The sequence below is a fragment of the Arthrobacter sp. E70 genome (genome assembly GCF_058266945.1).
On sequence record NZ_JBYQFR010000008.1, the window covers coordinates 93602 to 117222 of the forward strand.

22 protein-coding genes and 1 tRNA gene are annotated in these 23621 nt (G+C 68.6%); 9 read left to right on the top strand and 14 right to left on the bottom strand.

Going from position 1 to position 23621, the window contains the following annotated elements:
• Both AC3IMC_RS11970 and AC3IMC_RS11975 read right to left on the bottom strand, forming a co-directional pair.
• Entirely contained in the window at positions 1–2001 is a 2001-nt protein-coding gene (locus AC3IMC_RS11970; RefSeq protein WP_490918775.1) for a vWA domain-containing protein, read from the bottom strand.
• Positions 2002–2015: 14 nt separating this feature from the next.
• On the bottom strand, positions 2016–3404 hold the full coding sequence (locus AC3IMC_RS11975; RefSeq protein WP_490918776.1) for a sigma 54-interacting transcriptional regulator: 1389 nt from the start codon (positions 3402–3404) through the stop codon (positions 2016–2018).
• 107 nt (positions 3405–3511) lie between these two features.
• On the opposite strand from AC3IMC_RS11975, the gene AC3IMC_RS11980 reads away from it, so the two are divergent.
• Both AC3IMC_RS11980 and AC3IMC_RS11985 read left to right on the top strand, forming a co-directional pair.
• Positions 3512–4141, top strand: a complete 630-nt coding sequence (locus AC3IMC_RS11980) for an MSMEG_4193 family putative phosphomutase (RefSeq protein ID WP_490918777.1) — start codon at positions 3512–3514, stop codon at positions 4139–4141.
• Positions 4142–4169: 28 nt separating this feature from the next.
• Positions 4170–4871: an SCO1664 family protein gene (locus tag AC3IMC_RS11985; protein ID WP_490918778.1), complete on the top strand. Its 702-nt coding sequence runs from the start codon at positions 4170–4172 to the stop codon at positions 4869–4871.
• Positions 4872–4900: 29 nt separating this feature from the next.
• Here AC3IMC_RS11985 and AC3IMC_RS11990 read toward each other — a convergent pair whose 3' ends face one another.
• Positions 4901–5635 (bottom strand): SGNH/GDSL hydrolase family protein, encoded by a 735-nt coding sequence (locus tag AC3IMC_RS11990; protein ID WP_490918779.1) that lies wholly within the window; start codon positions 5633–5635, stop codon positions 4901–4903.
• Positions 5636–5806: 171 nt separating this feature from the next.
• Here AC3IMC_RS11990 and AC3IMC_RS11995 point away from each other — a divergent pair, with 171 nt between their 5' ends.
• On the top strand, positions 5807–6571 hold the full coding sequence (locus AC3IMC_RS11995) for an MBL fold metallo-hydrolase (protein WP_490918780.1): 765 nt from the start codon (positions 5807–5809) through the stop codon (positions 6569–6571).
• A 61-nt stretch (positions 6572–6632) separates the two neighbouring features.
• Here AC3IMC_RS11995 and AC3IMC_RS12000 read toward each other — a convergent pair whose 3' ends face one another.
• Positions 6633–7457, bottom strand: a complete 825-nt coding sequence (locus AC3IMC_RS12000) for a DUF1206 domain-containing protein (protein ID WP_490918781.1) — start codon at positions 7455–7457, stop codon at positions 6633–6635.
• 156 nt (positions 7458–7613) lie between these two features.
• Positions 7614–8786, bottom strand: coding sequence for a serine hydrolase domain-containing protein (locus tag AC3IMC_RS12005; RefSeq protein ID WP_490918782.1), 1173 nt, complete (start codon positions 8784–8786; stop codon positions 7614–7616).
• A 256-nt stretch (positions 8787–9042) separates the two neighbouring features.
• Here AC3IMC_RS12005 and AC3IMC_RS12010 point away from each other — a divergent pair, with 256 nt between their 5' ends.
• On the top strand, positions 9043–10476 hold the full coding sequence (locus AC3IMC_RS12010; protein ID WP_490918783.1) for a flotillin family protein: 1434 nt from the start codon (positions 9043–9045) through the stop codon (positions 10474–10476).
• A 54-nt stretch (positions 10477–10530) separates the two neighbouring features.
• Entirely contained in the window at positions 10531–10728 is a 198-nt protein-coding gene (locus AC3IMC_RS12015) for an NfeD C-terminal domain-containing protein (RefSeq protein ID WP_490918784.1), read from the top strand.
• 10 nt (positions 10729–10738) lie between these two features.
• On the opposite strand, the gene AC3IMC_RS12020 is transcribed toward AC3IMC_RS12015, so the two are convergent.
• Genes AC3IMC_RS12020 through AC3IMC_RS12035 form a run of 4 tightly spaced genes read right to left on the bottom strand, consistent with a single transcriptional unit; the run spans position 10739 to position 15176 of the window.
• Positions 10739–11770 (bottom strand): aldo/keto reductase, encoded by a 1032-nt coding sequence (locus AC3IMC_RS12020; protein WP_490918785.1) that lies wholly within the window; start codon positions 11768–11770, stop codon positions 10739–10741.
• A 13-nt stretch (positions 11771–11783) separates the two neighbouring features.
• On the bottom strand, positions 11784–12677 hold the full coding sequence (locus tag AC3IMC_RS12025) for an SMP-30/gluconolactonase/LRE family protein (protein WP_490918786.1): 894 nt from the start codon (positions 12675–12677) through the stop codon (positions 11784–11786).
• Between the two features lie 33 nt (positions 12678–12710).
• Positions 12711–12989, bottom strand: a complete 279-nt coding sequence (locus tag AC3IMC_RS12030) for a YciI family protein (protein WP_490918787.1) — start codon at positions 12987–12989, stop codon at positions 12711–12713.
• A gap of 15 nt (positions 12990–13004) precedes the next feature.
• Complete coding sequence (locus tag AC3IMC_RS12035; RefSeq protein WP_490918788.1) at positions 13005–15176, bottom strand: bifunctional polysaccharide deacetylase/glycosyltransferase family 2 protein; 2172 nt, start codon at positions 15174–15176, stop codon at positions 13005–13007.
• A gap of 710 nt (positions 15177–15886) precedes the next feature.
• Between AC3IMC_RS12035 and AC3IMC_RS12040 the strand changes: the two genes are divergently transcribed.
• The 3 genes from AC3IMC_RS12040 to AC3IMC_RS12050 all read left to right on the top strand — a co-directional run bounded on the left by AC3IMC_RS12040 (position 15887) and on the right by AC3IMC_RS12050 (position 17386).
• Positions 15887–16075 (top strand): hypothetical protein, encoded by a 189-nt coding sequence (locus tag AC3IMC_RS12040; protein WP_490918789.1) that lies wholly within the window; start codon positions 15887–15889, stop codon positions 16073–16075.
• Positions 16076–16215: 140 nt separating this feature from the next.
• Positions 16216–16395, top strand: coding sequence for a hypothetical protein (locus AC3IMC_RS12045; RefSeq protein ID WP_490918790.1), 180 nt, complete (start codon positions 16216–16218; stop codon positions 16393–16395).
• Between the two features lie 82 nt (positions 16396–16477).
• Positions 16478–17386 (top strand): cytochrome P450, encoded by a 909-nt coding sequence (locus AC3IMC_RS12050; protein ID WP_490918791.1) that lies wholly within the window; start codon positions 16478–16480, stop codon positions 17384–17386.
• A gap of 13 nt (positions 17387–17399) precedes the next feature.
• Here the strand turns inward: AC3IMC_RS12050 and AC3IMC_RS12055 are convergent, their stop codons facing one another.
• From AC3IMC_RS12055 to AC3IMC_RS12075, 5 genes are all read right to left on the bottom strand, one after another.
• On the bottom strand, positions 17400–17981 hold the full coding sequence (locus AC3IMC_RS12055) for a lytic transglycosylase domain-containing protein (protein WP_490918792.1): 582 nt from the start codon (positions 17979–17981) through the stop codon (positions 17400–17402).
• Positions 17982–18177: 196 nt separating this feature from the next.
• On the bottom strand, positions 18178–19212 hold the full coding sequence (locus AC3IMC_RS12060) for a zinc-binding dehydrogenase (RefSeq protein WP_490918793.1): 1035 nt from the start codon (positions 19210–19212) through the stop codon (positions 18178–18180).
• A gap of 70 nt (positions 19213–19282) precedes the next feature.
• Entirely contained in the window at positions 19283–21079 is a 1797-nt protein-coding gene (selB, locus tag AC3IMC_RS12065) for a selenocysteine-specific translation elongation factor (protein ID WP_490918794.1), read from the bottom strand.
• Positions 21080–21082: 3 nt separating this feature from the next.
• The gene (gene selA / locus AC3IMC_RS12070; protein WP_490918795.1) at positions 21083–22414 is read right to left on the bottom strand and encodes an L-seryl-tRNA(Sec) selenium transferase; all 1332 of its coding nucleotides are present in this window, start codon (positions 22412–22414) and stop codon (positions 21083–21085) included.
• A 35-nt stretch (positions 22415–22449) separates the two neighbouring features.
• Positions 22450–22544 (bottom strand) — tRNA-Sec (locus AC3IMC_RS12075).
• A gap of 44 nt (positions 22545–22588) precedes the next feature.
• Here AC3IMC_RS12075 and selD point away from each other — a divergent pair.
• Positions 22589–23614, top strand: coding sequence for a selenide, water dikinase SelD (selD, locus tag AC3IMC_RS12080; protein ID WP_490918796.1), 1026 nt, complete (start codon positions 22589–22591; stop codon positions 23612–23614).
• Positions 23615–23621 lie beyond the last annotated feature (7 nt).

Genomic DNA, 23621 nt, shown 5'->3' on the forward strand with positions numbered 1-23621 from the left:
TCAGAACCAGTCGCCGTCGGCATAGGTGCTACGGACGTGGGCGCGGAGGTACTCCCCCACGACAGCGGCCCCCAGGTCGCCGGCCTCGGGCGCCACAACGCGGCCGTCGACGCGGCGGGCCATCCGCTGGATGAAGCGCTCCAGGCCGGGGTCGTTGCCGAGGCGGAAGAACGTGGTCTGGGCGCCGGCCCGGCCCAGCCGGTCCAGTTCGGCAACCGTGGCCCGGATGGTCTCAGTGTCCGGAGGCCAGTTGAACCAGGAGTCCCCATCGGGCAACAGGTGCGCGGTGGGCTCGCCGTCGGTCACGACCAGGAGCACCGGCTGCATGGACGGATGCTGGCGGAAGAAGCGTCCGGCCAGCAGCAGGCCGTGGTGCAGGTTGGTGCCCTGTTCCCGCAGGGCGGGCAGGGCCGTGAGTTCGCCGATGTCCATCGACTGGGCGTAGCGGCCGAAGGTGATCAGCTGGAGCCGGTCCCCGCGGAAGCGTGTCGTGATGAGGTGGTGCAGGGCGAGAGCCGTGCGTTTCATGGGCACCCACCGTCCTTCGGCGGCCATGGAGAAGGACACGTCGACCAGCAGGGCGACGGCGGCCTGCGTCCGGGCTTCGGTTTCCGCCACCTCGATGTCCCCGACGGCGAGGCGCAGTCCGCGCGCGGGGTTGCCGCCGTCGGCCATGGTCCGGCGGATGGCGTTGGTCATGGTGCGGGTGACGTCCCAGGGCTCGGCGTCGCCGAACTCCCATTGCCGGCTGGAGCCGGTTTGTTCGCCGGCCGCCCCTGCTGCCCGGGTGTCCCGGTTCCCCTGCCGGCCGGACAGCTGCTTCGCAGTGTCGCGGAGCAGCGATTTCCCCAGCCGCCGCATCGCCTGGGGTGAGAGCCGGAGGTCGCCGTCGGCCCCGCGGCGCAGGTAGCCGCCGTCCTGCATGGCCCGTTCGATCTCCGCCAGGGTGCGGGCGCTGACCGCTGCGTTCTCACCGAGCTGCCGGCCGAGTGCGTCCAGGTCCAGGTCATCGAGCCGGGATCCGTTGTAGGACTGCGACAGCTGCGCGGACAGTTCATCAAGTTCGGCCAGGTCCTGGAGCACGCCGGTGCCGTCCCCCAGGCCGAGCCCTTCCTGCCCTTCGAAACGTTCCGACCCCGTCCAGTCCTCCCCGGGGCGCAGTGCCTGCAGCGTGGCGTCGAGCTCGCTGAGCTGGGCCATCAGTTCGGGCGAGCCGAAGGCCTGGGCGGACAGCCGCATCAATTCGTCACGCTGCTCGGCGGACATGGACTGCAGGAGCCTCTGGGCCGCCGCGGCGCGGCGGGCGAGGGCGTCCACCAGTTCCTCCACCGATTGTGGGTTTTCCGGGAAGAAGTGGCCGTGCCTGGCCATGAACTCCTGGAAGTCAGCGTCCGTGTCTTCGCCGCGCCGGTGCTTGCCAAGCAGCCCGTTGAGGTCCTTCAGCATGTCCTTCACCGCTGCGCGGTCCTCGTCGGTGGCGCTCTCCAGGGCCTGCTTCATGCCGGCGAACCGCTGCTCCAGGACTTCCCGGCCCAGCAGGTCCTTGATCTTGTCGTAGGCTTCCCGTGCGGTGCTGGACTGCCAGTCGTAGGAGGACAGCTCGTTGACCGCCGCCGCTGTTGACGGGGGCAGGTTCTGCAGCTGCATTTCCCGGAAGGCGCGGTCGGTGTTGTCCATCATGGCGTCGCGGGCCAGCTGCTTGCGTTCCTCCAGCACGGCGGTGTCCAGCAGCTTCCGGACCTCGTCCAGTGTGCCGTCCAGCCGGTGCCGGTCCAGAAGTTCGCGCCGCCGCTGCTGGACGCGGCGCGCGAGGTCATCCAGCCCCTCCCGGTTCCGGCCGCCGCGCCGGAGGAATTCCTGCAGTGCGTGGCGGGGCGAGTAGCCGGCCATGACATCCTCCGCCACGGCGTCCAGTGCCTCGGCCAGGTCAACGGGTGGCGCGAGCGGGTCCGGGCCGCCGGTGTACCGGCCGTACTTGGCGGAGCGTTTGTGGATGGCCATTGTGCCTCCTGTGCCTAGCCGTAGATCGTTTCCTCGTCGTCGGACTCCTTCGAGATCCGCCGGCCGAGGTACAGCCCTTCCAGGGCGAGTTCGACGGCGGCGGCCCGCTGTCCGTCGTTGGCCGCACCGAGGCGACGGCTGATTTCGTCGTAGAGGCGGGAGCCGTTCAGGGACGGCAGGTTGCCCAGGAACTCCTCCGCGGTGACCTGCTCGCCGGTGGTGACGGTGCGGTGCCCGTCCAGTGCCGCCACCAGCGGGCCCATGTCCAGGCCCTGGAAGTGGGCCCTGACGGCTTCGGCGGTGGCGGTGCGCAGCAGGTGGTCCAGGACGCCCTGTTCGCGCCCTTCCTCGCCTGACTCAAACTCGATCTTGCCGGTCAGCACTTCCACGGCCGGCTCAAGGTCGATGATGCGCGCCACGGCCTCGGCCTCGCCACGGATGCGCGCCCGGCGCAGGGCTGCGGCAGCCACGGTTTCGGCGCCGGCGATGGCGAAGCGCGCCGAAACCCCGGAGGTCTGGTTGATGGCCGGGGATTGTCGCAGCGCCCGCGTGTAGCGGGCCAGGATCTCCAGTATGAAAGGCGGGACGTCCGCCACCAGCCGGCCCTCCTGCCGGATGACCGCCACTTCGTCCTCGAGCTCGATCGGGTAGTGGGTGCGGATCTCGGCGCCGAACCGGTCCTTCAAGGGGGTGATGATGCGGCCGCGGTTGGTGTAGTCCTCGGGGTTGGCGGACGCGACGACGAGCACGTCAAGCGGCAGCCGCAGCACGTAGCCGCGGATCTGGATGTCGCGTTCCTCCATGACGTTCAGCATGGCGACCTGGATGCGTTCGGCGAGGTCCGGGAGCTCGTTGATGGCGATGATGCCGCGGTTCGACCGGGGCACCAGGCCGTAGTGGATGGTTTCGGGGTCCCCCAGCCGGCGGCCCTCGGCCACGCGCATGGGGTCGACGTCGCCGATGAGGTCTGCCACCGACGTGTCCGGCGTCGCGAGTTTCTCGACGTACCGCTCCGACCGGTGGCGCCATGCAACCCGCAGCCGGTCCCCTTCCGTAAGGGCCCGCGCCCGGGACTGTTCGGTAATGGGGTCGAAGGGGTGCTCGTTCAGCTCCGAATCCTCAATCACCGGCGACCACTCGTCCAGCAGCCCGGCGAGGGTGCGGAGCAGGCGGGTCTTGCCCTGGCCGCGCTCGCCCAGCAGGACGACGTCATGCCCGGCAATCAGGGCACGCTCCAGCTGGGGAATGACGGTCCGGCTGAACCCGTACAGGCCCGGCCATGGGTCGCGCCCTGCGGCGAGGGCGGCGAGGAGGTTGTCCCGGATTTCATGGCGCAGGTCTTTGTGGACGTACCCTGCTGCACGCAGTTCACCGGCGGTATAGATCTCGGGGCGATCAGTCACCCCTCTACGGTAATCCCCGTCCTGCGGCTAATCGATAGATTCCTCCAGATTCCCGTACCGTTGCACGTCGGTGGCATGGGGCGCCGAAGAACGTAAGCTTGGTCGCAATGACCGAGAGCACGCTGATCCTTTTAGTTCGCCACGGGGAAACACCCACCACAGGCACTGTGCTGCCGGGGCGGGCCCCCGGGCTGCATCTTTCCGGGCGTGGGCGTGCCCAGGCGGAGAAGGTCGCGGAGCGACTCACCGGCCTCGCCATTGACGCCGTCTACTCCTCTCCGCTGGAGCGGGCGCGGGAGACGGCGGAGCCGACCGCGGTGCGCAGCGGGCAGGATGTGCGCGAGGAGGCGGGGCTGCTGGAATGCGACTTCGGCGACTGGACGGGCTCGGCGCTCACGGCCCTGGCGGGCCTGCCGGAGTGGCAGACGGTCCAGCACAATCCCTCGGCCTTCCGGTTCCCGAACGGCGAGGGCTTCGCCGGGATGCAGGCCCGGATGGTGGGCACGCTGGATGCACTGCGCGCCGCCCACCCGGGCCGCATCATCGTCTGTTTCTCCCACGCCGACCCGATCAAGGCGGCCGTGGCCCACGCGCTGGGCACCCACCTGGACCTTTTCCAGCGGCTGGTGATCAGCCCGGCGTCGGTCACTGCCATCTCCTACGCGGACGGAAAGGCGCCTGCCGTGCTGACGGTGAATTCGACGTCGGAACCCCTCAGCGGTCTGAGGGCACAGTGATGGCCAAGGGGCTGGCGCGGGGCGTACGGTGTCCGGCCGGGAGCTGACCCTTCTCGCTGAAGGCCGCGTCGAGCTGTTGGGGCGCCTCCTGTCCGGCAGCAACGCGACGTTCCTCGCCGAACTGACGTGCGGGGACGACTCGGCGTGGGCCGTGTACAAGCCGGAAGCCGGCGAGCGCCCACTGGCAGATTTCGACGCCGGCCTGTACCGCCGGGAGCGCGCCGCCTACCTCCTCAGCGAAGCACTTGGGTGGAGACTCGTGCCGCCCACGGTGGTCCGAACGGACGCGCCGCTGGGCGTGGGGTCGCTGCAGTGGTTCATCGAGGGCGACCCCCAGGAGCACTACTTCACCCTCTATGCCGGTGCCCCGGAGACGCACGCTGCGCTCGCACAGATCGCCCTGTTCGACTATGTGGCCAACAACACGGACCGGAAAAGCGGGCATGTCCTGCGCGGCACGGACGGGCACGTGTGGGGCATTGACCATGGCCTGTGCTTCGCGGCCGCATTCAAGCTGCGCACCGTGATCTGGGATTTTGCCGGTGACCCGGTTCCGGACGCGCTGCTGGGTGACATCAGTCCGCTGGCAACGGCCGTGCCGGAGGAAGTGGCTGCGCTGCTTGACGGCGCGGAAGTCACGGCCCTGCAGCGCCGGGTCCGGCGCATCATGCTGGAAGGAGTGCTGCCCACCGACCACACGGGGATGCGCTATCCGTGGCCGCTGGTCTGACGCCGTGCGGCCGGACACCTGCCAGGGCCCTACTGGGGCTGCGAGTGCCCTTTCATGCCCGACGCCGCTGCGGGCGCGGCCTGGTCGATGCGGGCACCGATGTGCTCCAGCAGATAATGCTGCCCGGCCACTGTGGGGTGGTCGCCGTCCGGGCCGATCAGGTCGTCCACGTCGTCGCTGATCCAGCCTTCGGCAATCGGGTCGACGAATTCCCCACCCGCCTCGCGGGCAGCTGACTTGAGCGCCGTGCTGATGTCCACCAGGGCAGGATCCGGGGTGGCGGTGTACGACGGCGGGCCCACCACGATGATCTTCGCTGCCGGTGCGAGTTCCTCCGCGCGGGTCACGGCAGCCAGGGCGGCATCACCAATGTCAGGGCCGGCGTAGCCGAGGTCGTTTTCCGAGCCGAAGAACACCACCACCCCGGTATCCGGGGTGACAAAGTCTTCCACCTGGGTGCCGAAGGTGCCGTTGTAGTCGCCGGGGCTCAGATAGCCGCTGCCGTTCTCGGCGGCATTGAACACGTCGAAGCCTGTCCCCAGCGGATCCTTGCGCATCAACGCGGGCCACGCCTCCTCCGGCGACGTTCCGTGGCCGGTGCTGAGGGAGTCGCCGACCACCACCACGCGTACCGGATGGGTGGACGGAACTGCCGGTTGCGGCTTGCCTGCAATGGAGGAGGTTCCTGCCACGAGGAGCAGGGCGCCCGCTCCGGCGGCAAGCAACCGGCCGGGTTGCGCACGGGCCGGCACAATCGGGTGCATGGCGCTGCCCTCCTGCCTGGAATCCGCGGGCGCCCCCTGCCCCGGCCGCCGACTCGTGTCTGTGTCAGTACTCCATCGTAGGCGTCAGGAAAGACACTTTAGGCCCAAAGGACCGTTTGCGGCAGAGCGCACAGCAACTGCACAGGTCCGGCCGCCAGCTACCATGAAGCCGTGCAAAGCCACACCACGGAATGGAATCCCGCCGCAGCCCTTACGGAGGAGGCGCCCGGCGTGCACTTCGCCCAAGGGCCCGCCTCGAACTGGATCGTGGTCCGGGACGCCACGGGTTTCATCATCATTGACAGCGGGTACCCCGGCGACCGTCCACATGTCCTTGCCTGCCTCCGTCATCTGGGCCTGGAGCCGGCGGACGCGAGGGCGCTGCTGCTCACGCACGGGCACGTGGACCACACCGGTTCGGCCGCATACTTCTCGGAGTCATTCGGCACCCCGGTCCTGTGTGCGCCGGAAGAAGTGGCGCATGTCCAGGGCAGGGAGAAGCACCAGGTCACCCTCGGGCAGGTGTTGGTCCGAGCCTGGCGGCCGCGCGTTCTCCGATGGCTGGTGCACGTCATCCGCGCCGGCGCCCTGGCAGCCAAACCCGCGCCCCGGGCCGAAGCATGGGACGCCGCACGGCTGCGTGACCTGCCCGGCTCCCCGGAAGCGGTCCTGCTGCCCGGTCACACTCCGGGCAACGCGGCCATCCTCCTCCGCAATGCCGGCGCCGTCGCGGTCGGGGACTCATTCGTTTCCGGCCATCCGCTCAGCCGGACCACCGGACCGCAGATGCTGCACCCGATGTACCATTCCGATCCCGCGGCGGCGCTGGCCGCACTGGACAGCCTTGCCGGCATCGAAGCGGCAGTCATCCTGCCGGGCCATGGCCCCGCGCTCCGCACTGCCCTGCGCAGCGCGGTCGCGGCGGCCCGGACGTAGGCTCCGCCCCTTCCGGGCTGTTCATGCCGGAGCAGGGAGGACGGCCAGGCGTCCAGGACGGTCAGAACTTGCCGTAGCGCGCCCGTGCCATCGAGTAGACGCCGTAGCAGATCAGCCCTGCGGCGATGGCGGCGAGCAGGAAGACACCGTACGGCTGGGCTCCCAGGGTCTTCAGGCCGCCGTCCAGGCCCGAGGATTTGGACGGGTCGGCGGTGGCAGCGGCAACGATGATCAGGACACCGACGACGACGAGCACGACGCCCTTGGCAGCGTACCCAATGGTCCCGAGCCACTGGACAACCGTGCGGGCCGTGCCCGCGACCTGCAGGTCCTTCAGGAACTTACGGCTGATGCCCCGGTAGGCGTAGTACCCGCCCGCGGCGATGATGGCGAGCCCGATCACGACCAGCAGCACGGTCCCTGCGGGCACCCCCATCAACCTGGCGGTGAAGTCGCTGGCCGACTGGCTCGAGTTTTTGCTGCCGCCGGAAGCGAAGACGGCGAACGTGTAAGCCAGGAAGGCGAAGATGACGGCCTTGCCGGCAGCGGACGCCGCCTTCCTCCATTTCTTCCGGGTGTCCGTCTCGGACCGGGCCCCGAAAACGGCTTCACTGACCATCCACAAGGCGAGCGCCGCGCACGCGACTGCACCGGCCCACAGCAGCAGGCCGCCACCCGGCTTTGACGCCAGCGTCCCGATGGCACCTGACTGGTCCGCTTCGCCGCCCTGTCCCCTGTCGATCTGCAGTGCGATGGCACCCACCAGGATGTGGACCAGGCCGATAAAGACGAATCCGGCTCGGGCCAGGACCCGCACGGCCGGGCTGCGGCCCGCCGATGCCGCCTCGGATACCGCCCGGTTGGCTCCCTGCGACGCGTTGCCCATGGCCGGCCCTTCCCGGTTGCTCTTTGCGAATGTTCTGTTCCCCGGTGAGCTGCCCGTGCCCATGGTCGCCTCGGAATGGCTTCAGTGTAGATCCGTGCGGGCCATCCTGACAGAGCCCGGGCCTGTGGATTTTCCGGGCTGTTGCCGGGCTTTTCCTTACTGGGCGGGTTCGCAGAGCCTGTCCAGGGCCTCGTTGAGTGTTGACTCAATCTGGCCGTTGAGGAGGTCGCGCCTGTCCGCCGTCGACGGGTCCTCGATTTCGCCCGGCATGGGCGGCGTCGTCACTGTCATCGCCGCTTGGTAGCGCCCGTCATCGCTGCTCACCACCACTGACTGGAAGTCCCAGAAGGACCCCAGTCCCTCCTGGCGGCTGGCCGCCGAGCACGAATCGGCGAAACGCCACAGCCCCAGCCCGTACGGCCCGAAGCCGGGGCTTGTTTTCATCTCCTGCAGGGACGACGCCGAAACGGCACGGCCCTGCAGGAGGCCGGCCATGAAGAGGTTCATGTCCGCCACCGTGGAAACCGCCCCTGACGCCGGGGACCCTGCCGCGAAGGTGTTATCGGTAGTGTCTATGCGCTCCCCGCGCAGCATGACGTAGCCGTGCAGCAGGTCGGGCGCCTGTAGGTCCAGGCGGTCCAGGCTGGTGCTCTTCAGCCCCAGCGGAGCGAACACCTCATCATTCATGGCCTGCGTGAAGGGCTTGTGGCGCAAGGCCTCCACGAGCAGGCCGAGGGCGAGGTAGTTCGTGTTCGAGTAGTGGAACAGTCCGACGTTGAAGGCCGGCCAGGGCAGGGTTCCCGCGGCCCGGAGCCCTTGCTCCATCGTGAGCGTCCGGGAGAGTTCGCCACGGAAGTCGACGTCGCGGGGCAGGGCATCGTTGACCTCCGGCAGGCCGGAGGTGTGGCTCAGCAGTTGCCGCACCGTAATCGGACCGGGCGGCTGCAAGGCGGTGTTGAATCCGGGGATAACGCCGTTGACCGGGTCGTCGAGGCCGATCAGGTGGTCATCGACAAGCTTCAACACCGCAACGGCGGTCATCGACGTGGTGACGCTGGCAATCTGCACCCGGTCCGCGGGCTGGGCCGGCGCCAGGGAGTCAAGGTCCCGCACCCCGTATGCCCGGGACCATTCGCCGCCGGGCCAGCGGACCTGGACGACGGCGGAGACGGCACCTTGGTCCATAAAGAGCTGGACCTGCTGCACCAGGGGTTGCAGGGCAGCGGGTTCCGCAGGCTGCGGAACGGTGTCGTCCGTGTAAGTGCAACCGGAGACGGTCAGGGCGGCGGCGAGGGCCGCCCGCTGCCAGATACGGTTCTTCGAACCCATGAGGGCCGCCGGTCAATGATGGGGTGGCAAGGAACCCGGCCGTGTGCTGCGGCGCCGGGCCCGGCCAGGCTTCGTGGCAGCGCCGCCGTCGTCCCACAGCCGTATTTTAGCGCCGGCCCGGCGCCTCCGCACTGCCACCGGCACCCCCATGGCGGTCACGCTTGCCGGAAGCCAACAGACAGGACTCAGTGCCCTTGCCGCCGAGGGGGGCCGCGCGTAAGACAGAAGCACAAGACACCTCCGAAAGGACCCGGCCATGCCTGACGTGTCAGCATTCTTCCCGCTGCTTGCCATCATTGTGGGAGTCGTCGTCGCCATCGGCTTCATCTGGATGGCAACGAGGCTGATGTGGAAGGTGGCAGAACCCAACGAGGCGCTCATCATTTCCGGCTTGACCCGTGGAACCCTCGAAACGCGCGCAGGCATGGATTTCAAGATCGTCACGGGCAAGGGCGCCCTTGTCCTTCCCGGCCTCCAGACAGTGCGGGCGTTGTCACTGACCCTGAATGAAACCGAACTCAAAGTCTCCTGTGTCACCTCACAGGGCATCCAAGTGGTCGTGGAGGGTGTGGTCATCTACAAGATCGGCGACGCCCCGCCGTTCATCGCCAATGCCGCCCGGCGCTTCCTCGGCCAGCAGCCCAGGATGGAAAGCCAGGTGTACAACGTCTTTGAAGGCCACCTGCGCTCCATCATCGGCAGCATGACAGTGGAGGAAATCATCCGCGAGCGGGACAAGCTCGGCTCGCAGGTCCGCAGTGCCAGCGGCGTCGAAATGGAAAAGCTCGGGCTCGTGGTGGATTCCCTGCAGATCAAGGACCTGCAGGACCCCACGGGGTACATCGAAAACATCGCAAAGCCGCACATTGCGCAGGTGAAGATGGAGGCCCGGATCGCCGAGGCTACCCGCAACCGTGAGGCGGCGGAGAAAGAGGCGGAGGCCGCGGCCCTGATCGCGGACGCGCAGAGCGTTTCAGCCATCAGGCAGTCCGTGGCGCAGGCGAACGCCGAGCGCGCCCGCGCCAACGCCGCCCAGGCCGGACCGCTGGCCGAGGCGACGGCCCGGCAGCAGGTGGTGGTCCAGGAAACGGAAGTCGCCAAGCTTGAGGCGGACCGGGAAGAGCAGAAGCTGCAGACCACTATCCGGAAACCGGCGGACGCCAAGGCCTACGCCAAGCGCACCGAAGCCGAAGGCCAGAAAGCTGCCGACATCAGCGCCGCCGAAGCACTCGCGCGCCGGACTGAGCTTGAGGCGCAGGCCAACGCGCGCCGCACGGAACTGCAGGCGCAGGCGAATGCCACGGCCGCGGCCGCCACCGCCGGAGCCACCAAGGTCACCGGCGAGGCCGAAGCCGCAGCCACCAGGGCCAAGGGTGATGCCGCGGCGTCCGCGATCAAGGCCAAGGCGCTCGCCGAGGCGGACGGCATCAAGGCACGGGCGGAAGCGTTGGGCACGAACCAGGACGCGGTCATTTCGCAGCAGCTGGCCGAAAACATGCCGGCCATCGTTGCCGCCGCAGCAGAGCCGTTCGCGCACGTGGGCCAGATGACCGTCCTGAACGGCGGCGACGGCGTCAATAAGATGCTGGGCGGCATCCTGGCCCAGGCGGGCCATTATCTTCCCGCGGTGGCGTCCGCTCTACGGAACGGACGGGGAACCAAACGGCCGCCTGCGGCTCCGGAGGCGTAGGAACTCCGGATGCACAGGGAGGTGGACCGCAGCCTGACAGGCAGAATCGGGCGGGTGACCGGGCGCGTCGGTCCGGGCACCATCGGGGAGGTCATGCTGCCCTACCTTGGCGGCATCATGGCCTTCCACGCCCACCCGTTCGGCAAGGCCAGCAGCTTCGCGGTGGGTGAGGAGGTGCTGGTGATCTACTTCGAACCGCCCCAAACCGTCTACGTGGACGCCCTCCCGGACGTGCTGCGGCACGGGGACTAACAGCGCGCTGCTACCGCCCGCCCTCCATTTTCCGGCTGCGCTGCTCCTGCGCCATCGGGCCGTAGGGATAGACACCGGTGTGGGGCCGGCTGGTCTGGCTCAGCCTGCGGATTTCGTCGGTGCTGAGCTGCAGGTCGGCCGCAGCGAGGTTGTCCGCCAGCTGCTCGGCGGTCCTGGCCCCCAGGATCACAGAGGTGACGGCCGGCCTGTCCGCCAGCCACGCCAGCGCTACCTGTGACTGGCTGACGCCATGGGCGGCGGCAATGTCCTCAACCGCTTCGATGACCCGCCAGGTGTTGGGGTTCTCATTGCGTGCCTTCCACGCCTCCATGCCGCGTTCGGGATTTTCACCGAGGCGCGTGGCACCGGCGGGATGCTGGTCGCGCTTGTACTTGCCGGACAGCCAGCCGCCGCCCAGCGGGGACCACGGCAGCAGCCCGATTCCCGCGTCCAGTGCCGCCGGGACAATCTCGAATTCGATATCCCGCACCAGCAGGCTGTACTGGGGCTGCAGGCTGACCGGCGGGCTCCAGCCGTGGGCGCGTGCAGTGTGGACGGCCTTGGTCAGCTGCCAGCCCAGGAAGTTGGAGAAGCCGTAGTATGCGATCTTGCCGCGGCCCACGGCGTCGTCCAGGAAGCGCAGGGTCTCTTCCAGGGGCGTGACCGGGTCCCATGCGTGCAGCTGGTACAGGTCGATCTGTTCCACTCCGAGGCGCCGGAGGGAATCGTCCAGTGCGCGGGTCAAACGCCGCCGGGAGGTCCCGACGTCGTTCGGCGCCGTTCCCATGGGAAACCGGCCCTTGGTGGCGATGACGGCCTCGTCCCTCAGCCCGGGGCGTTTGGCCAGCCAGCGGCCGATGATCTCTTCCGAGACGCCGGAACTGTAGACATCTGCGGTGTCGACGAAGTTGCCGCCGGCAGCAAAGTAGGCGTCCAGCATCGCGTGGGAAGCCTCCTCCGTGGCTTCCGCACCAAACGTCATGGTGCCCAGTGCGTAGCTGGTGACGATGGTGCCGCTGTGGCCAAGGGTTCGGTGCTGCATGGGGTCCTCGCGATCAGTCGTGGTTGGGGGCAGGGTTCCGGGACGCGGAGTCCCCGGTGGCGGTGCGGATGCGGTACAGGCTGGTGGTGGCGGTGATGTAAAGGTCCTGGCCATCGGGACCGCCGAAGCACAGGTTGGAGACCGTCTCCGGCACTTCGATGCTGTCCAGGAGTTCGAAGGCGGGCGAGTAGATGCGGACCGCCGGGCCGGCGGAGGTCCAAATCCTGCCCTCGACGTCAACGCGCAAGCCGTCGGCAGCGCACCCGTCCTCCAGTTCGACGCCGGTTCCTGCCGTGCTGCACTGTCCGTCGCGCACGTCGTAGGCGACGATCCGCAGCGGCACGCCGTAACCCGGGCCGGCAGTGTCGGCGACGTAGAGGACGGACTCGTCCGGCGAAAAGGCCAGCCCGTTGGGATGCACGAGGTCGGTGATCATGGCGGTCAGCGTCTCCGGCCCGGGTTCGAACCGGAAGACGTAGCAGCCGCCGTACTCCTGGTTTCCTTCGTGCCCCTCCCGGGTGCCCGGAAGAATGCCGTAGGGCGGGTCCGTGAACCAAACGCTGCCGTCCGTGGCGATGACGACGTCGTTGGGCGAGTTCAGCCGGCGGCCCTGGAATGAGTCAACCAGTGCCGTCACGCTGCCGTCACGGTCACGCTCCACCCGGCGCCGGCCGTGGCTGCACTGCACGACGCTGCCGTCGGCGTCGAGCGTCCGGCCATTGGTGTACTCCACCCCCGTGGCGTATTCCTGTGTCGTCCCGGTGGCGGGGTCAAACTGGAGGATGCGGTTGTTGGGGATGTCGCTCCACCGCACGGTCTGCGATGAAGGTACCCAGACCGGGCCCTCGGCCCAGATGGAGCCCGTGTAAAGGCGCTCCAGGCCGCCAGCCGTCAGTGTGCCACCCATCCAAGCCCCTTTGCTTTGTTGCCGTGCCGCTGCCTAGGCGAAGCGGACGGGATTCCAGTCCAGGAGCCGCGGGTCCGCAAGTCCTTCGGTGATGAACGGATCGCCGGCGATGAACCGCTCGGCTTCCCCGCGTGAGGTGAAAATGCCCAGGGAACTGATATCCGGATCGGGAGGCAGGAAAGGGCCCAGCGCGAGCAGCCCTCCACCGGCAGCCTGGAATGCCTCGTAGTAGGCCTTGTGGCGTGGATAAACCTCCATGACCATCGACCGGTCCACGCCTTCACGCACCCTGTAGATCACGACACATTCCATGCGTCCGAACTTACCCTAGGCCTGGTTGTGGGCCTGCGGGACGCGCAGGCTGCCATACCTTTCCATCCGGTGCCACCTCAGGTGGACGCCGGCCACCGCGGTAACAACGGCCTGGATGACCACCAGGTACATGAGCTGCCGGTAGACGAACTGCTGAAGGGGAAGGGTCCAGAGCGGTCCGAGCCGTTCCCTGTCGAGCCGGAACGCGTAGGCGGCCATGAGCAATTGCACCGCCAGGAAGACCAGCCAGAGCGCCGCGATCCGCAGCGGGTCGAGGAAGATCAGGCCGTAGAGGGCAAAGACGTCGACGACGGGCGCGAAGAGGGGAAGCAGCACCTGCAGGACGAGCAGGTAGCCGAGTCCCCGCCGGCCGAGCTTGCCGGCCGCACCGCGCTGGACTACCGCGCCCCGGTGCTTCCACATCGCCTGCAGGGTGCCGTAGCACCATCGGTACCGCTGGCGCCACAGTGCGCCGAGGGTTGCCGGAGCTTCCGTCCAGGCCCGGGCGTCCTCCTGGTAGACGACGCGCCAGCCGTCCCGGCAGAGCGCCATGGTCAGGTCGGTGTCCTCGGCGAGGGTGTCGTCGCTGACACCCCCCACATGGAGAAGGGCGCCAAGGCGGAAGGCGCCAATGGCGCCGGGGACGGTGGGCATGCATTCGGCGACGTCGAACAGCCGGCGGTCCAGGTTGAAGCCCACCACGTATTCGATGTGCTGCCAGGCGCCCAGGATGCCGCCCCGGTTGGCCACCTTCGTATTCCCCGAAATGGCACCCACGCCGGGATCGGCGAAGGGCTGGACCAGGGCGCGGACTGTGTCGGGCTCGAAAACGGTGTCGCCGTCGACCATCACCACGAGATCGTGGCTGGCAGCCTGTATCCCGGCGTTCAGCGCGGACGGCTTGCCGCCGTTTTCCTTCCGGATGACCGTAACGCCGGGCAGGCCGAGGGCCTCCACGATGTCCGCCGTCCCGTCGGTGGAACCGTCGTCGACCACGATGACTTCGACCGGGTGCGAGGAGGCCACGATGGAGCGGACCGCAGCTTCAATGCCGGCGGACTCGTTGTAGGCGGGGACGATCACGGTTACAGGTTCGGTCACCACTGGCCCCACCATCACGTCCGCCCTCCGCCGGGCCCGCCCGGCCCCGGGAAGGCGCCGCGCGGCGCGGCTGTGGCGCGCGGCAAAGAACATCACCAGGATGGCGCGGACGAAGGTCACGACGCCGGCGGCAACAAGGCCCCACGAGATGGCCGTGACAACGAAGTCGCTGAGGCGGATGCCCCAGACGAATGCAGCGCCGCGGATCTGCTCGATGCCGGAGGCGGGGCGCATGCTGTCGACGCCCACGGCCTCACCGACCGTGGTGACGCGGTAGCCCTGGTCGGAGAACCGCGAAAGTGCAGGGTCCAGCGCGGCGACCGTTTGCCCCCTGTCACCGCCGCCGTCGTGCATCAGGACCACCTGTCCCTGCGGCCCGGACGGCATGAGGTTGCGCTCGATCGCTTCAACCCCTGGCGCCTGCCAGTCCTTGCTGTCCATGCTGCTCAGCACGGTGAGGTACCCCTCATCGGCAATTCCGTGCAGCGCGGACCACATGCCGTCGGTAAGCGCCTCGTTCCCGGCGGTGTAGGGCGGACGCAGCAGGGAGGCAGCCTGGCCGGTGACCCCGACGATAGCGTCCTGGCCGCCCTGCACCTCAAGCTCGCGGCGCCACTCGGGGGCCGAGCCGAGGTCCGTGTGGGTCAGTGTGTGGACCCCCACTTCATGGCCCTCCGCCACGATGCGGCGCAGCAGGTCCGGATGGTCCACCGCCGCAGACCCCACGACGAAGAAGGTCGCGTGGACATGGTGTTCCCGCAGGACGTCGAGGATGCGGGGCGTCCACTCTGGGTCGGGGCCGTCGTCGAACGTCAGGGCGACCGTCCGGTCCGGCGGGCTGACGGCCTGTACCGTCCCGCCGCGGGAATCCACTACCGGGCCGCCGTGGGACACGGCGCTGGGGACGCTGCCCGCAGACGGATCCGCGGGCACGGAGTCCTTGCCGACTCCGCCCAAGTGGTGCATGTACCCCTGGACCGCCAAAGCGAGGCCCAGCGCCATCAGGGTGGCCAGGAGGACAAGCCAGTGCGCCCGGACGTTGGCGGGGACGTTGCGTTTGGCGGGTCTGGCGTTCCGGCGGCCCATGCTACTGGTGCGCGGGGGCCGAGGGCCGCGTTGTCTGGCCCGGGGCCGTGTCCTTGCCACCCTGGGCCGTCCCGCTCGAACCGGGTGCAGTCCCGCTCATGCCGGGTTCCGCGGGCACGGCAGTGGCAACGGGAGCGGCAACAGGACCGGCCGGCGCAGGAGGCGCCGCAGCGGCACTGTCCACCGGCGGTGCGGCTGGGACGGCCACTGCAACAGCCGCCGGCGACCCGATTACTGCGGGCACGGCGGGTCCGGACAGTCCGTCCGCGGGGTGAGGGTCGGGCTCCGGTGAAACCGGCGGGGCTGTCGGAAGATCGTGGGCCCCTGCCGCGGCAGGTACGGGCAGGAAAGGTGCGGAGACTCCGGACCCGCCAATGAATGCGGCCAGCACCAGGAGGACGTAGCCTGCAACAAGCCCGAGAACCCCCAGGCCGATCAATTGGACCCGCCTAAGGCGCCTGCCTGAGGTATCTACAAACACGGGTCCTCGCGTATGAACGGCGCGCGGCTGGTCGGAAGTCTTCTCAGGGGCTTTCATCGAGCATCAACCATAGAGGGTCCGGAAGGGCTACCACAAAACCCGGCGTGATGCCCTTGACAGGCACCTGCCGGCCCGGGATTCCTATTGGCTATGCGCGCCATCCGCACTCCCAGGGGCCGGCACACCCGCATCAGAACGGGCGCCCCAGCTCTACCACTACATCAGCCATGTGCACATCGCGCTGAGCGGTTTCATCGCCACCACCGGCCTGGCCGTCGCCGCACACTACCCGTGGGGCCTGGCCACGCCCTGGCATCTGGGCCCCGTGTACCTCTCCGTCCTTCTCTTCCTGGCCGGCGCCGTGGTGGCTTACGGCGGGAAGCGGTCCAGTGACGCAGCAGGTGCCCGGCGCACCTGATCCGCCCGCAAGCACCGGGATTTACGACGGCGGGACTAGTGACCCAGGGACAGGCTTTGGCTAGGATCGGGGTTCTATGGTCAGTCAAGGACTTGGCGCCTATCGTCCCCCTTGGGCGCCAGGCAGGCAGAGAGGCGACGATGGACCTCACCCAGTCCCCCGAATATTCGCTTGACCCCTTCCCCTACTACGAGCGGATGCGCGCAACCGCCCCTGTCTTCCAGGACGACCAGTCGGGGAGCTGGCACGTGTTCCGGTACGACGATGTCCAGCGGGTCCTGTCCGAGCACGCCACGTTCTCGTCGCGGATGGGGGGGTGACAATCCCTCCGGTTCCGGCCAACTGTTTGCATCGAGCCTCATCACCACCGATCCCCCAAGGCACCGGCAGCTGCGTTCGCTGGTGACGCAGGCTTTCACGCCAAAGGCCGTGGACGCGCTTGCTCCCCGGATCGCCGCACTCACCGACGAACTGCTGCAAGGCATCGCCGCCCGCGGCAGCGCAGACCTGATCAGGGAGTTGGCCTACCCGTTGCCGGTCATAGTGATCTCCGAGCTCATGGGCATCCCCGTAGAGGACCGCGAGCGCTTTAAACACTGGTCGGATGTCATTGTCAGCCAGTCACGGACGGCGGCATCCAGCGGGATGCAGGACACCACCACCACAGAGATGGTCGAGTACTTCCTGGCCCTGATCGGGCAGCGCCGGAACCAGCCGGGCAGCGACCTGATCAGCAGCCTGCTGTCTGCCGAGATCGAAGGCCAAAAACTCACGGTGCCTGAATTGCTGGGTTTCTGCGCGTTGCTGCTGGTCGCCGGCAACGAGACCACCACCAACCTGATCGGCAACGCCGTTTTATGCCTGGCCGAATCGCCCGGCACCCTTGAGCGTCTCTTGAAGGACCCGGCCTTGTTGCCCCAGACGTTGGAAGAGGTTCTGCGCTTTCGCTCCCCTGTCCAGTCGATGTACCGGGTGACCGTAGCGGACACCGACGTGGGCGGCGAACACATTCCGGCCGGGGCGCCGATCGTGGCCTGGATTGGCTCGGCCAATCGCGACGAGCGGCAGTTTGAACGCGCGGCCGAGTTCGACGTCGACCGCAATTCGAACCGGCACCTGGCATTCGGGCACGGCATCCATTTCTGCCTCGGCGCACCCCTCGCCCGGCTTGAAGCCAGGATCGTGCTGGAGGCACTGCTGTCCAGGCTGCCCGGACTTTCCGTCGCTCCGAATGCCCGCCTGGAGCGCATGGAAAGCACTATCGTCTACGGGCTGAAGGCACTTCCCGTCATCTGGGAGCCGGCCCCCTGACTCCTTCGTTTGCTTACGCTTTCCCGGCGTAGGCAACGGCCTGGTCCCGCACTTGGCTGATATACGCCTCGGACTGGTTGTAGGAGTAGATGGCGTCAGTCCACCCGTGGGAGGTTGTCAGGTCACGGCCCTGGCCGCACAGGTACGTGGCGGCGCTGAGGGCGGCATCATCGATGTTGAAGGGGTCTGCTGTCCCGTCCCCGTTCCCGTCCCGTCCAACAAGGTGCCACGTGGAAGGAATGAACTGCATGGGGCCGACGGCGTGGTCCCACAGGGCGTCGCCGTCCAGCGTCCCGCCGTCGGTGTCCGCGATGGCAGCGAATCCATGGCCGTTGAGGCTGGGGCCGACTATTGGGCCGCTCGCCTGCCCTGCGGTATTGAGCGTGCCGCCACCGTAGGACCCGTGTCCGGATTCGACAAAGCCGACGGCGGCCAGGGTGTTCCAGCCGACCCCGCACCGGGGCATGGATTCGTTCGCCGCGGCGGCCGCGGCAACGTAGGCCCGCAGGGCCCGGGCAGGTATACCTGTCCGGGCGGTTGCCTGCGCCAGCCACTGCCCGTCCGGGCTCCTGGTGACGTTCACCGCGGTGGCCATGCCACCGGTCCCCTGCTCAAGCTTGAATCCCGCACGCGGCGGCGGAGCCATGGCAGCTCGCACTTCAGGACCCGGTTGACGCATCACCCCGAATGAGAAGGCTGCACTGGCGCACACCACGAACAGGCTAAAGACCAAGAAGCGCCTTACCCGGAGCACTGGCTAACCAGACCAGTCCAAGCCCACCCGGGAAGCGTCACCGCGTGGGGTCGATCATCGTCATGCCCGCGACGTTTGCGGTGTCGAAGCGGGGCAGCATGTCCGCGGCTTCGTCCAGTCCGATAACCCGTTCAATGAGCTTCTGTGGTTCCAGTGCCCCGGACCCGATCAGGGCGAGCATTCCGGGGTAGTCTGCCGCGGCCATCCCATGGCTGCCGAAGACGTCGAGTTCCCAGGCGATGACGCGGGCCATGGGCACGCGGGGGTGCCCGTCAACAGGTGGGAGGAGTCCGATCTGGACGTGCCGGCCGCGGCGGCGAAGGCTGAGCAGCGCATTCGCGCACGTCTGCTCACTGCCCACCGCGTCAATGGAGACGTGGCTGCCTCCGGTGAGGGAATGCACCTGTGCCGGGATGTCTGCGCCGTCTGCCACCAGGACGTGGTCGGCGCCCAGCGAAGCCGCTGCCGCGAGGGCCTCCCGGTTGCGGTCGACGGCGACCACCTTTCCGCCGAGTGCCTTCGCGATCATGACGGCGCTGAGACCCACGCCGCCCACTCCCACGACCGTGACCCACTCCTCCTTCGCCAGGCGTGCCCGACCCGTGAGTGCACGGTAGGCCGTCGCAAATCGGCACCCCAGGCTCGCCGCGGCTTCGAAGCTGACACCTTTGGGGATGGCCACCAGGTTTGTGTCCGCAGCGTGGATCACGACTTGCCCGGCGAAGGAACCCCAGTGCGTGAACCCTGGTTGTTGCTGGTCCGGACAGACCTGCGCGTTGCCGGCCCGGCACCACTGGCATGCCCCGCAGCCTTCGACGAAGGGCGCCGTGACCCTGTCAACGACTGACCACTTGGTGACTCCGGGGCCTACGGCGGCGATTCTTCCCGCGAACTCGTGGCCGGGAACGTGCGGCAGCGCGATGTCATCGTGGCCGGCCCAGGCGTGCCGGTCGCTCCGGCACAACCCGGTGGCCACGACTGCGACCACCACACCTCCTGCCGGTACCTCCGGTGCAGCCACCTCTTGGACAGATAGTGGACCGGCAATCCGATCCATAACAATTGCACGCATAATCCTCCACCTTAGGCAAAGGCCGCGGGTTTCAGGGGGATCACCGCACTCTGCACGGGTGCGGTGACCGTCACCGCACCACGTTTCGGTGGCCGGCGTCCAGGCGCTGGGTCCACCCACGTGAATCGAGGTGCTCCAGGAGTGGAACCGCGATCCGGCGTGTTGTGTCAAGGGCCTGGCGCGCCTGGCTGGTGGTGAACGGCTGGTCCAGGCGGGCGAGGGTGCGCATTGCAAGGGCAGGAGCTGTAGGCAGCAGGACCACCCCGTCGCGCAGCCGGAGTATGCGTCCGGCCCGTTCCCCGGCAGCAAGTTCCCGGGCGCCCAGCCCCAGTGCTGCCAAATCTTCGGCTTCCGGTGCCTGGAACGGGCGGGTGCGGAGCCGGCGTTCCAACTCCGCGATGGCCGGTTCGATGTGACCAAGGTTGCCCTGGCTGCCGGGCAGCCGGATGTGGCCGCCGTCCTGTTCCAGGGCTGCCCCAAGGATGACGTGGGAAAGCAATCTTTCGTCGGGCAGCGCGAGAAGGTCCCGGGCTGCCCCCATCGACAGGCCTGGGGCCAGGGGGTCCCGCTCCTGCAGCGACTGGACCGCAGCACGCAGGCGATGCTGCCATGCCTCAAGAACAGGGGCATGTACCCACCAGTCACCGAAAACCCGGACGCCCGGGGGCGCCTCCGCATCATGCCCGGGCAGCAGCCCAAGCCGGCGAAGATGTCCTGCCTGCACCGCTCCGCGGGCTGCAACTTCTGCCAGCACGTCTCCCTCGGCGTCCATGCCGGCAAGCCGCTCCGCCCAGTGGGCACCATCGCCGCGCCGGCGCAGTGCCGGCGGGTCCGCGTCAAGGATGCGCGCGCCGCCCAGCACGGAGCGGCTCCCCGGATCTCTGAGCACCAGCCGGTCCCCGAGGACCAGCGGCAGATGCCTGTCGAGGACGAGTCGGGCGTGGTCGGCACCGAACGGACGCAGCCGGGCCGGCACGGATGCCGTGCCAACATGCACCATGAGCTGCTCCGGCACCTCGGTGTAGGGTACTCCGGTGGTGCGCTGGATGCCGACGACGGCGGTGGTGGGCCACGCGTCGGGGGTCACCAGCGCATCCCCGCGCCGGATGTCCGTGGCGGCTATATCCCGCAGGTTCAGCGCCACCCGGCTCACCGGCTCCACCGAAGTGTATGAGGTGTCGCGGCTTTGCAGGCCGCGGACGGCGACGGGCCGGGAACCGACGTGGCCAAGCAGCTCCAGCCGGTCACCCTGGGCAAGCGTGCCGGCTGCCAGTGTTCCGGTGACCACAGTGCCGGAACCGGTGATCGTGAACGAGCGGTCCACCCACAACCGCGCCCTCCCGCCCGTGGTGGGGGCAGGCACCTGGGCCAGGACGTCGTCGAGCGCTGTACGCAGGTCAGCCAGGCCGGTGCCGTCGACGGCGGAGACGGCAACTGCGGGGGCATCGCGCAGGCCGGTCCCGGCCAGCTCCACGCGGGCCCGTGCCAATACCTCCGCCACCCGCTGCCCGGACGCCCGGTCCGCCCTGCTGAGCACCACGACGCCGTGCTCGATTCCAAGGGCGGCCACGGCGTCCCGGTGATCGCCTGATTGTGCCTGCCAGCCCTCGTCGGCGGCGACGACGAAGCAGACCACAGGAGCGGGACCGATCCCGGCCAGCATATTGCCAAGGAAACGTTCGTGGCCGGGCACATCCACGAAGGCAACGTCCTGGCCGGACGGCAGGGTGGTCCAGGCGTAGCCCAGGTCAATGGTCAGCCCGCGGCGCCGTTCCTCCTCCCAGCGGTCCGGTTCCATGCCGGTGAGGGCGCGGACCAGGGTGCTTTTACCGGAATCGACGTGTCCGGCGGTGGCAACGACGTGCACGGTTCAGCCCGCCCTGCCTGCATTCGCGACCTGCAGGGTTGCCAACGCATGGCGCACGGCCTCGAGAATCCGGTCATCATCCCCTGCCGCCACGCAGCGCAGGTCGATCAGGCAGGAACCGTCATGGACGCGGGGCAGCACGGCGGGATCGCCGGTCCGCAAGTAAACTGCGAGCCCTTCGGGGAGCCGGAGTGCCCATCCCGGCAAGGGAAAACCGGGGGCTCCCCCGCCGCCCACCCGGCCGTCATGGGGCACGACGGGTACCCCGAGGGCCCGGGCGAGCCTGTCCGTACGGCGCCGCAACTGCGCGGCGTCGGCGTGCAGCGATTGGACAACGGGCGGCGGTCCACCAGCGATGGTCGCTTCCAGGGCGGCGAGGGCGAGCTTGTCCGCACGGACGGCACGGGCGAGCGGGTGGCGGGCCAGGCGGGTGATGATCTCCTTGCGGCCGAGCAGCAAACCCGCCTGGGGGCCGCCCAGGAGCTTGTCACCGCTGGCGATGACGACGTCGGCCCCGCCCACCAGGGCCGAGGCAACATCGGGTTCATCCGGCAGGTGGGGGTCGTGGGCCAGCAATCCGCTGCCCAGGTCGGCCACGAGTGGCACCCCCCGTTCCGCCGTCAGCGGGCTGAGTTCGTGCAGCGGAACGGCGGACGTGAATCCATCGACGCGGAAGTTGCTGGGGTGGACTTTCAGCACGCAGCCCGTGTCCGGCCCGAGGGCTCCCGCATAGTCATGCAGGTGGGTGCGGTTGGTGGTGCCCACTTCGTGCAGTTTCGCCCCCGTTGACTCCATCAGGTCGGTCAGCCTGAAGCCCGCACCGATTTCGACAAGTTCGCCGCGGCTCACCACCACCTCCCTGCCGGCAGCGAGGGCTGTTGTGGCCAATACCAGCGCCGCAGCTCCGTTGTTGACCACAAGGGCGTCTTCAGCGGCGGGACAGGCGGCGAGCAGTGCCGCCCGCGCGCCGGCGCCCCGGCGGGAGCGGCTGCCATCCGCCAGGTCCAGCTCCACGTCAACGTAGCCGCTGGCGGCGACAAGGGCCTCTACCGCGGCCTCGGAAAGGGGCGCCCGTCCCAGATTGGTATGGACGATCACACCGGTTGCGTTGAGCACCGGGCGCAGGCTTGTTGCAGAATGTGACGCAACGGCGGCCAGCAGGGCCGGTTCAACCTGGCCGGGCGGGAGCTCACCGCGCCGGGCCTGGTCCTGGACGTTCCTGACGAGCTCACGGATGACGCGCTCGTTCAGCCGTGTCCGGGCATCCCTGACGGCCGGGAGCGCCAGCAGGTCATTCGTGCGGGGAATCAGGCGCCGGGGATCGACCTGGTCCACAGCCCTCCTCTTTTCGCGGCATTCACGCCGGTGGTTGGCGGTGGCGGACGGGAATCGAACCCGCCAGGCCGAGATGCTCAGCCTCACCGGTTTTGAAGACCGGGGGGCCCACCAGGACCCGGACGCCACCGCGCCTCAATATAGCAGGGTTGCCTTGAGGGGTACGCTAGGCGGGTGAATGAGGCACAGACGTCAGTCCAGCAACTCGATGATGGTGCCGCCGGCGCTTTCCGGCTCACCGACTATGCGCATGGCGGGGGCTGCGCCTGCAAGATTCCGCCCGGCGAGCTCGAAGATGCGGTCCGCGGCCTGATCGGGCAGCCGGGCGCGGAAGTGCTGGTTGGACTCGACAGCGGCGACGACGCCGCGGCGGTCTTGGTCCGCGATGATCTTGCAGTCCTCACCACCGCTGACTTTTTCACGCCCGTCGTCAATGATGCATTTGACTGGGGCCGGATTGCGGCCGCCAATGCCCTCTCGGACATCTACGCGATGGGCGGCCGGCCGGTCACGGCCATCAACCTCGTCGGCTGGCCCCGCGGTGTACTGCCGATGGAACTGATGACCGAGGTCCTCCGCGGCGGGCTGAGCGTGGCCGCCGAGGCTGGGTGCCCGGTGCTGGGCGGGCACTCCATCGACGATCCTGAGCCGAAATACGGCATGGCCGTCACCGGCGTCGCCCACCCGGGGCGCTTGCTGCGGAACGACGCCGCCCTGCCGGGGCTGCCGATCACGCTTACCAAGCCACTCGGCGTCGGACTTCTCAACAACCGGCACAAGCAGACCGGGGAGGTGTTCGCTGAAGCGGTGGAGACGATGGCGGGCCTCAACCGCGACGCATCCGAGGCGGCGGTTGCCGCCGGCGTCCGTGCAGCGACGGATGTCACCGGCTTCGGCCTGCTTGGCCACCTTTTCAAGATGGTCCGTGCCTCGGAAGTGGGAGCCGTGATCGACCTGAAAGCGGTACCGCTGATCGATGGAGCCCGGGCGGCGCTGCGGGACGGCTTCGTCTCCGGCGGGACCCGGCGCAACCTCGACTGGGTGCGGCCGCACGTGCGCCCCGGTGCCGGCGTCACCGAAGACGACCTGCTGCTCCTGGCTGATGCCCAAACCTCCGGCGGCCTGCTGGTGGTCGGCGAGCTGCCCGGATACCCCGTGATCGGCCACACCACTGCAGGGCAGGGCATCGACATCCGCTGACCCCGGC

Excerpts from the sequence above, each read along its gene's own strand:
- AC3IMC_RS11970 (WP_490918775.1), bottom strand. The coding sequence starts at position 2,001 with ATGGCCATCCACAAACGCTCCGCCAAGTACGGCCGGTACACCGGCGGC.
- AC3IMC_RS11980 (WP_490918777.1), top strand. The coding sequence starts at position 3,512 with ATGACCGAGAGCACGCTGATCCTTTTAGTTCGCCACGGGGAAACACCC.
- AC3IMC_RS11990 (WP_490918779.1), bottom strand. The coding sequence starts at position 5,635 with ATGCACCCGATTGTGCCGGCCCGTGCGCAACCCGGCCGGTTGCTTGCC.
- AC3IMC_RS12000 (WP_490918781.1), bottom strand. The coding sequence starts at position 7,457 with ATGGGCAACGCGTCGCAGGGAGCCAACCGGGCGGTATCCGAGGCGGCA.
- AC3IMC_RS12005 (WP_490918782.1), bottom strand. The coding sequence starts at position 8,786 with ATGGGTTCGAAGAACCGTATCTGGCAGCGGGCGGCCCTCGCCGCCGCC.
- AC3IMC_RS12010 (WP_490918783.1), top strand. The coding sequence starts at position 9,043 with ATGCCTGACGTGTCAGCATTCTTCCCGCTGCTTGCCATCATTGTGGGA.
- AC3IMC_RS12020 (WP_490918785.1), bottom strand. The coding sequence starts at position 11,770 with ATGCAGCACCGAACCCTTGGCCACAGCGGCACCATCGTCACCAGCTAC.
- AC3IMC_RS12025 (WP_490918786.1), bottom strand. The coding sequence starts at position 12,677 with ATGGGTGGCACACTGACGGCTGGCGGCCTGGAGCGCCTTTACACGGGC.
- AC3IMC_RS12030 (WP_490918787.1), bottom strand. The coding sequence starts at position 12,989 with ATGGAATGTGTCGTGATCTACAGGGTGCGTGAAGGCGTGGACCGGTCG.
- AC3IMC_RS12035 (WP_490918788.1), bottom strand. The coding sequence starts at position 15,176 with ATGGGCCGCCGGAACGCCAGACCCGCCAAACGCAACGTCCCCGCCAAC.
- AC3IMC_RS12045 (WP_490918790.1), top strand. The coding sequence starts at position 16,216 with ATGGACCTCACCCAGTCCCCCGAATATTCGCTTGACCCCTTCCCCTAC.
- AC3IMC_RS12055 (WP_490918792.1), bottom strand. The coding sequence starts at position 17,981 with ATGGCCACCGCGGTGAACGTCACCAGGAGCCCGGACGGGCAGTGGCTG.
- AC3IMC_RS12060 (WP_490918793.1), bottom strand. The coding sequence starts at position 19,212 with ATGCGTGCAATTGTTATGGATCGGATTGCCGGTCCACTATCTGTCCAA.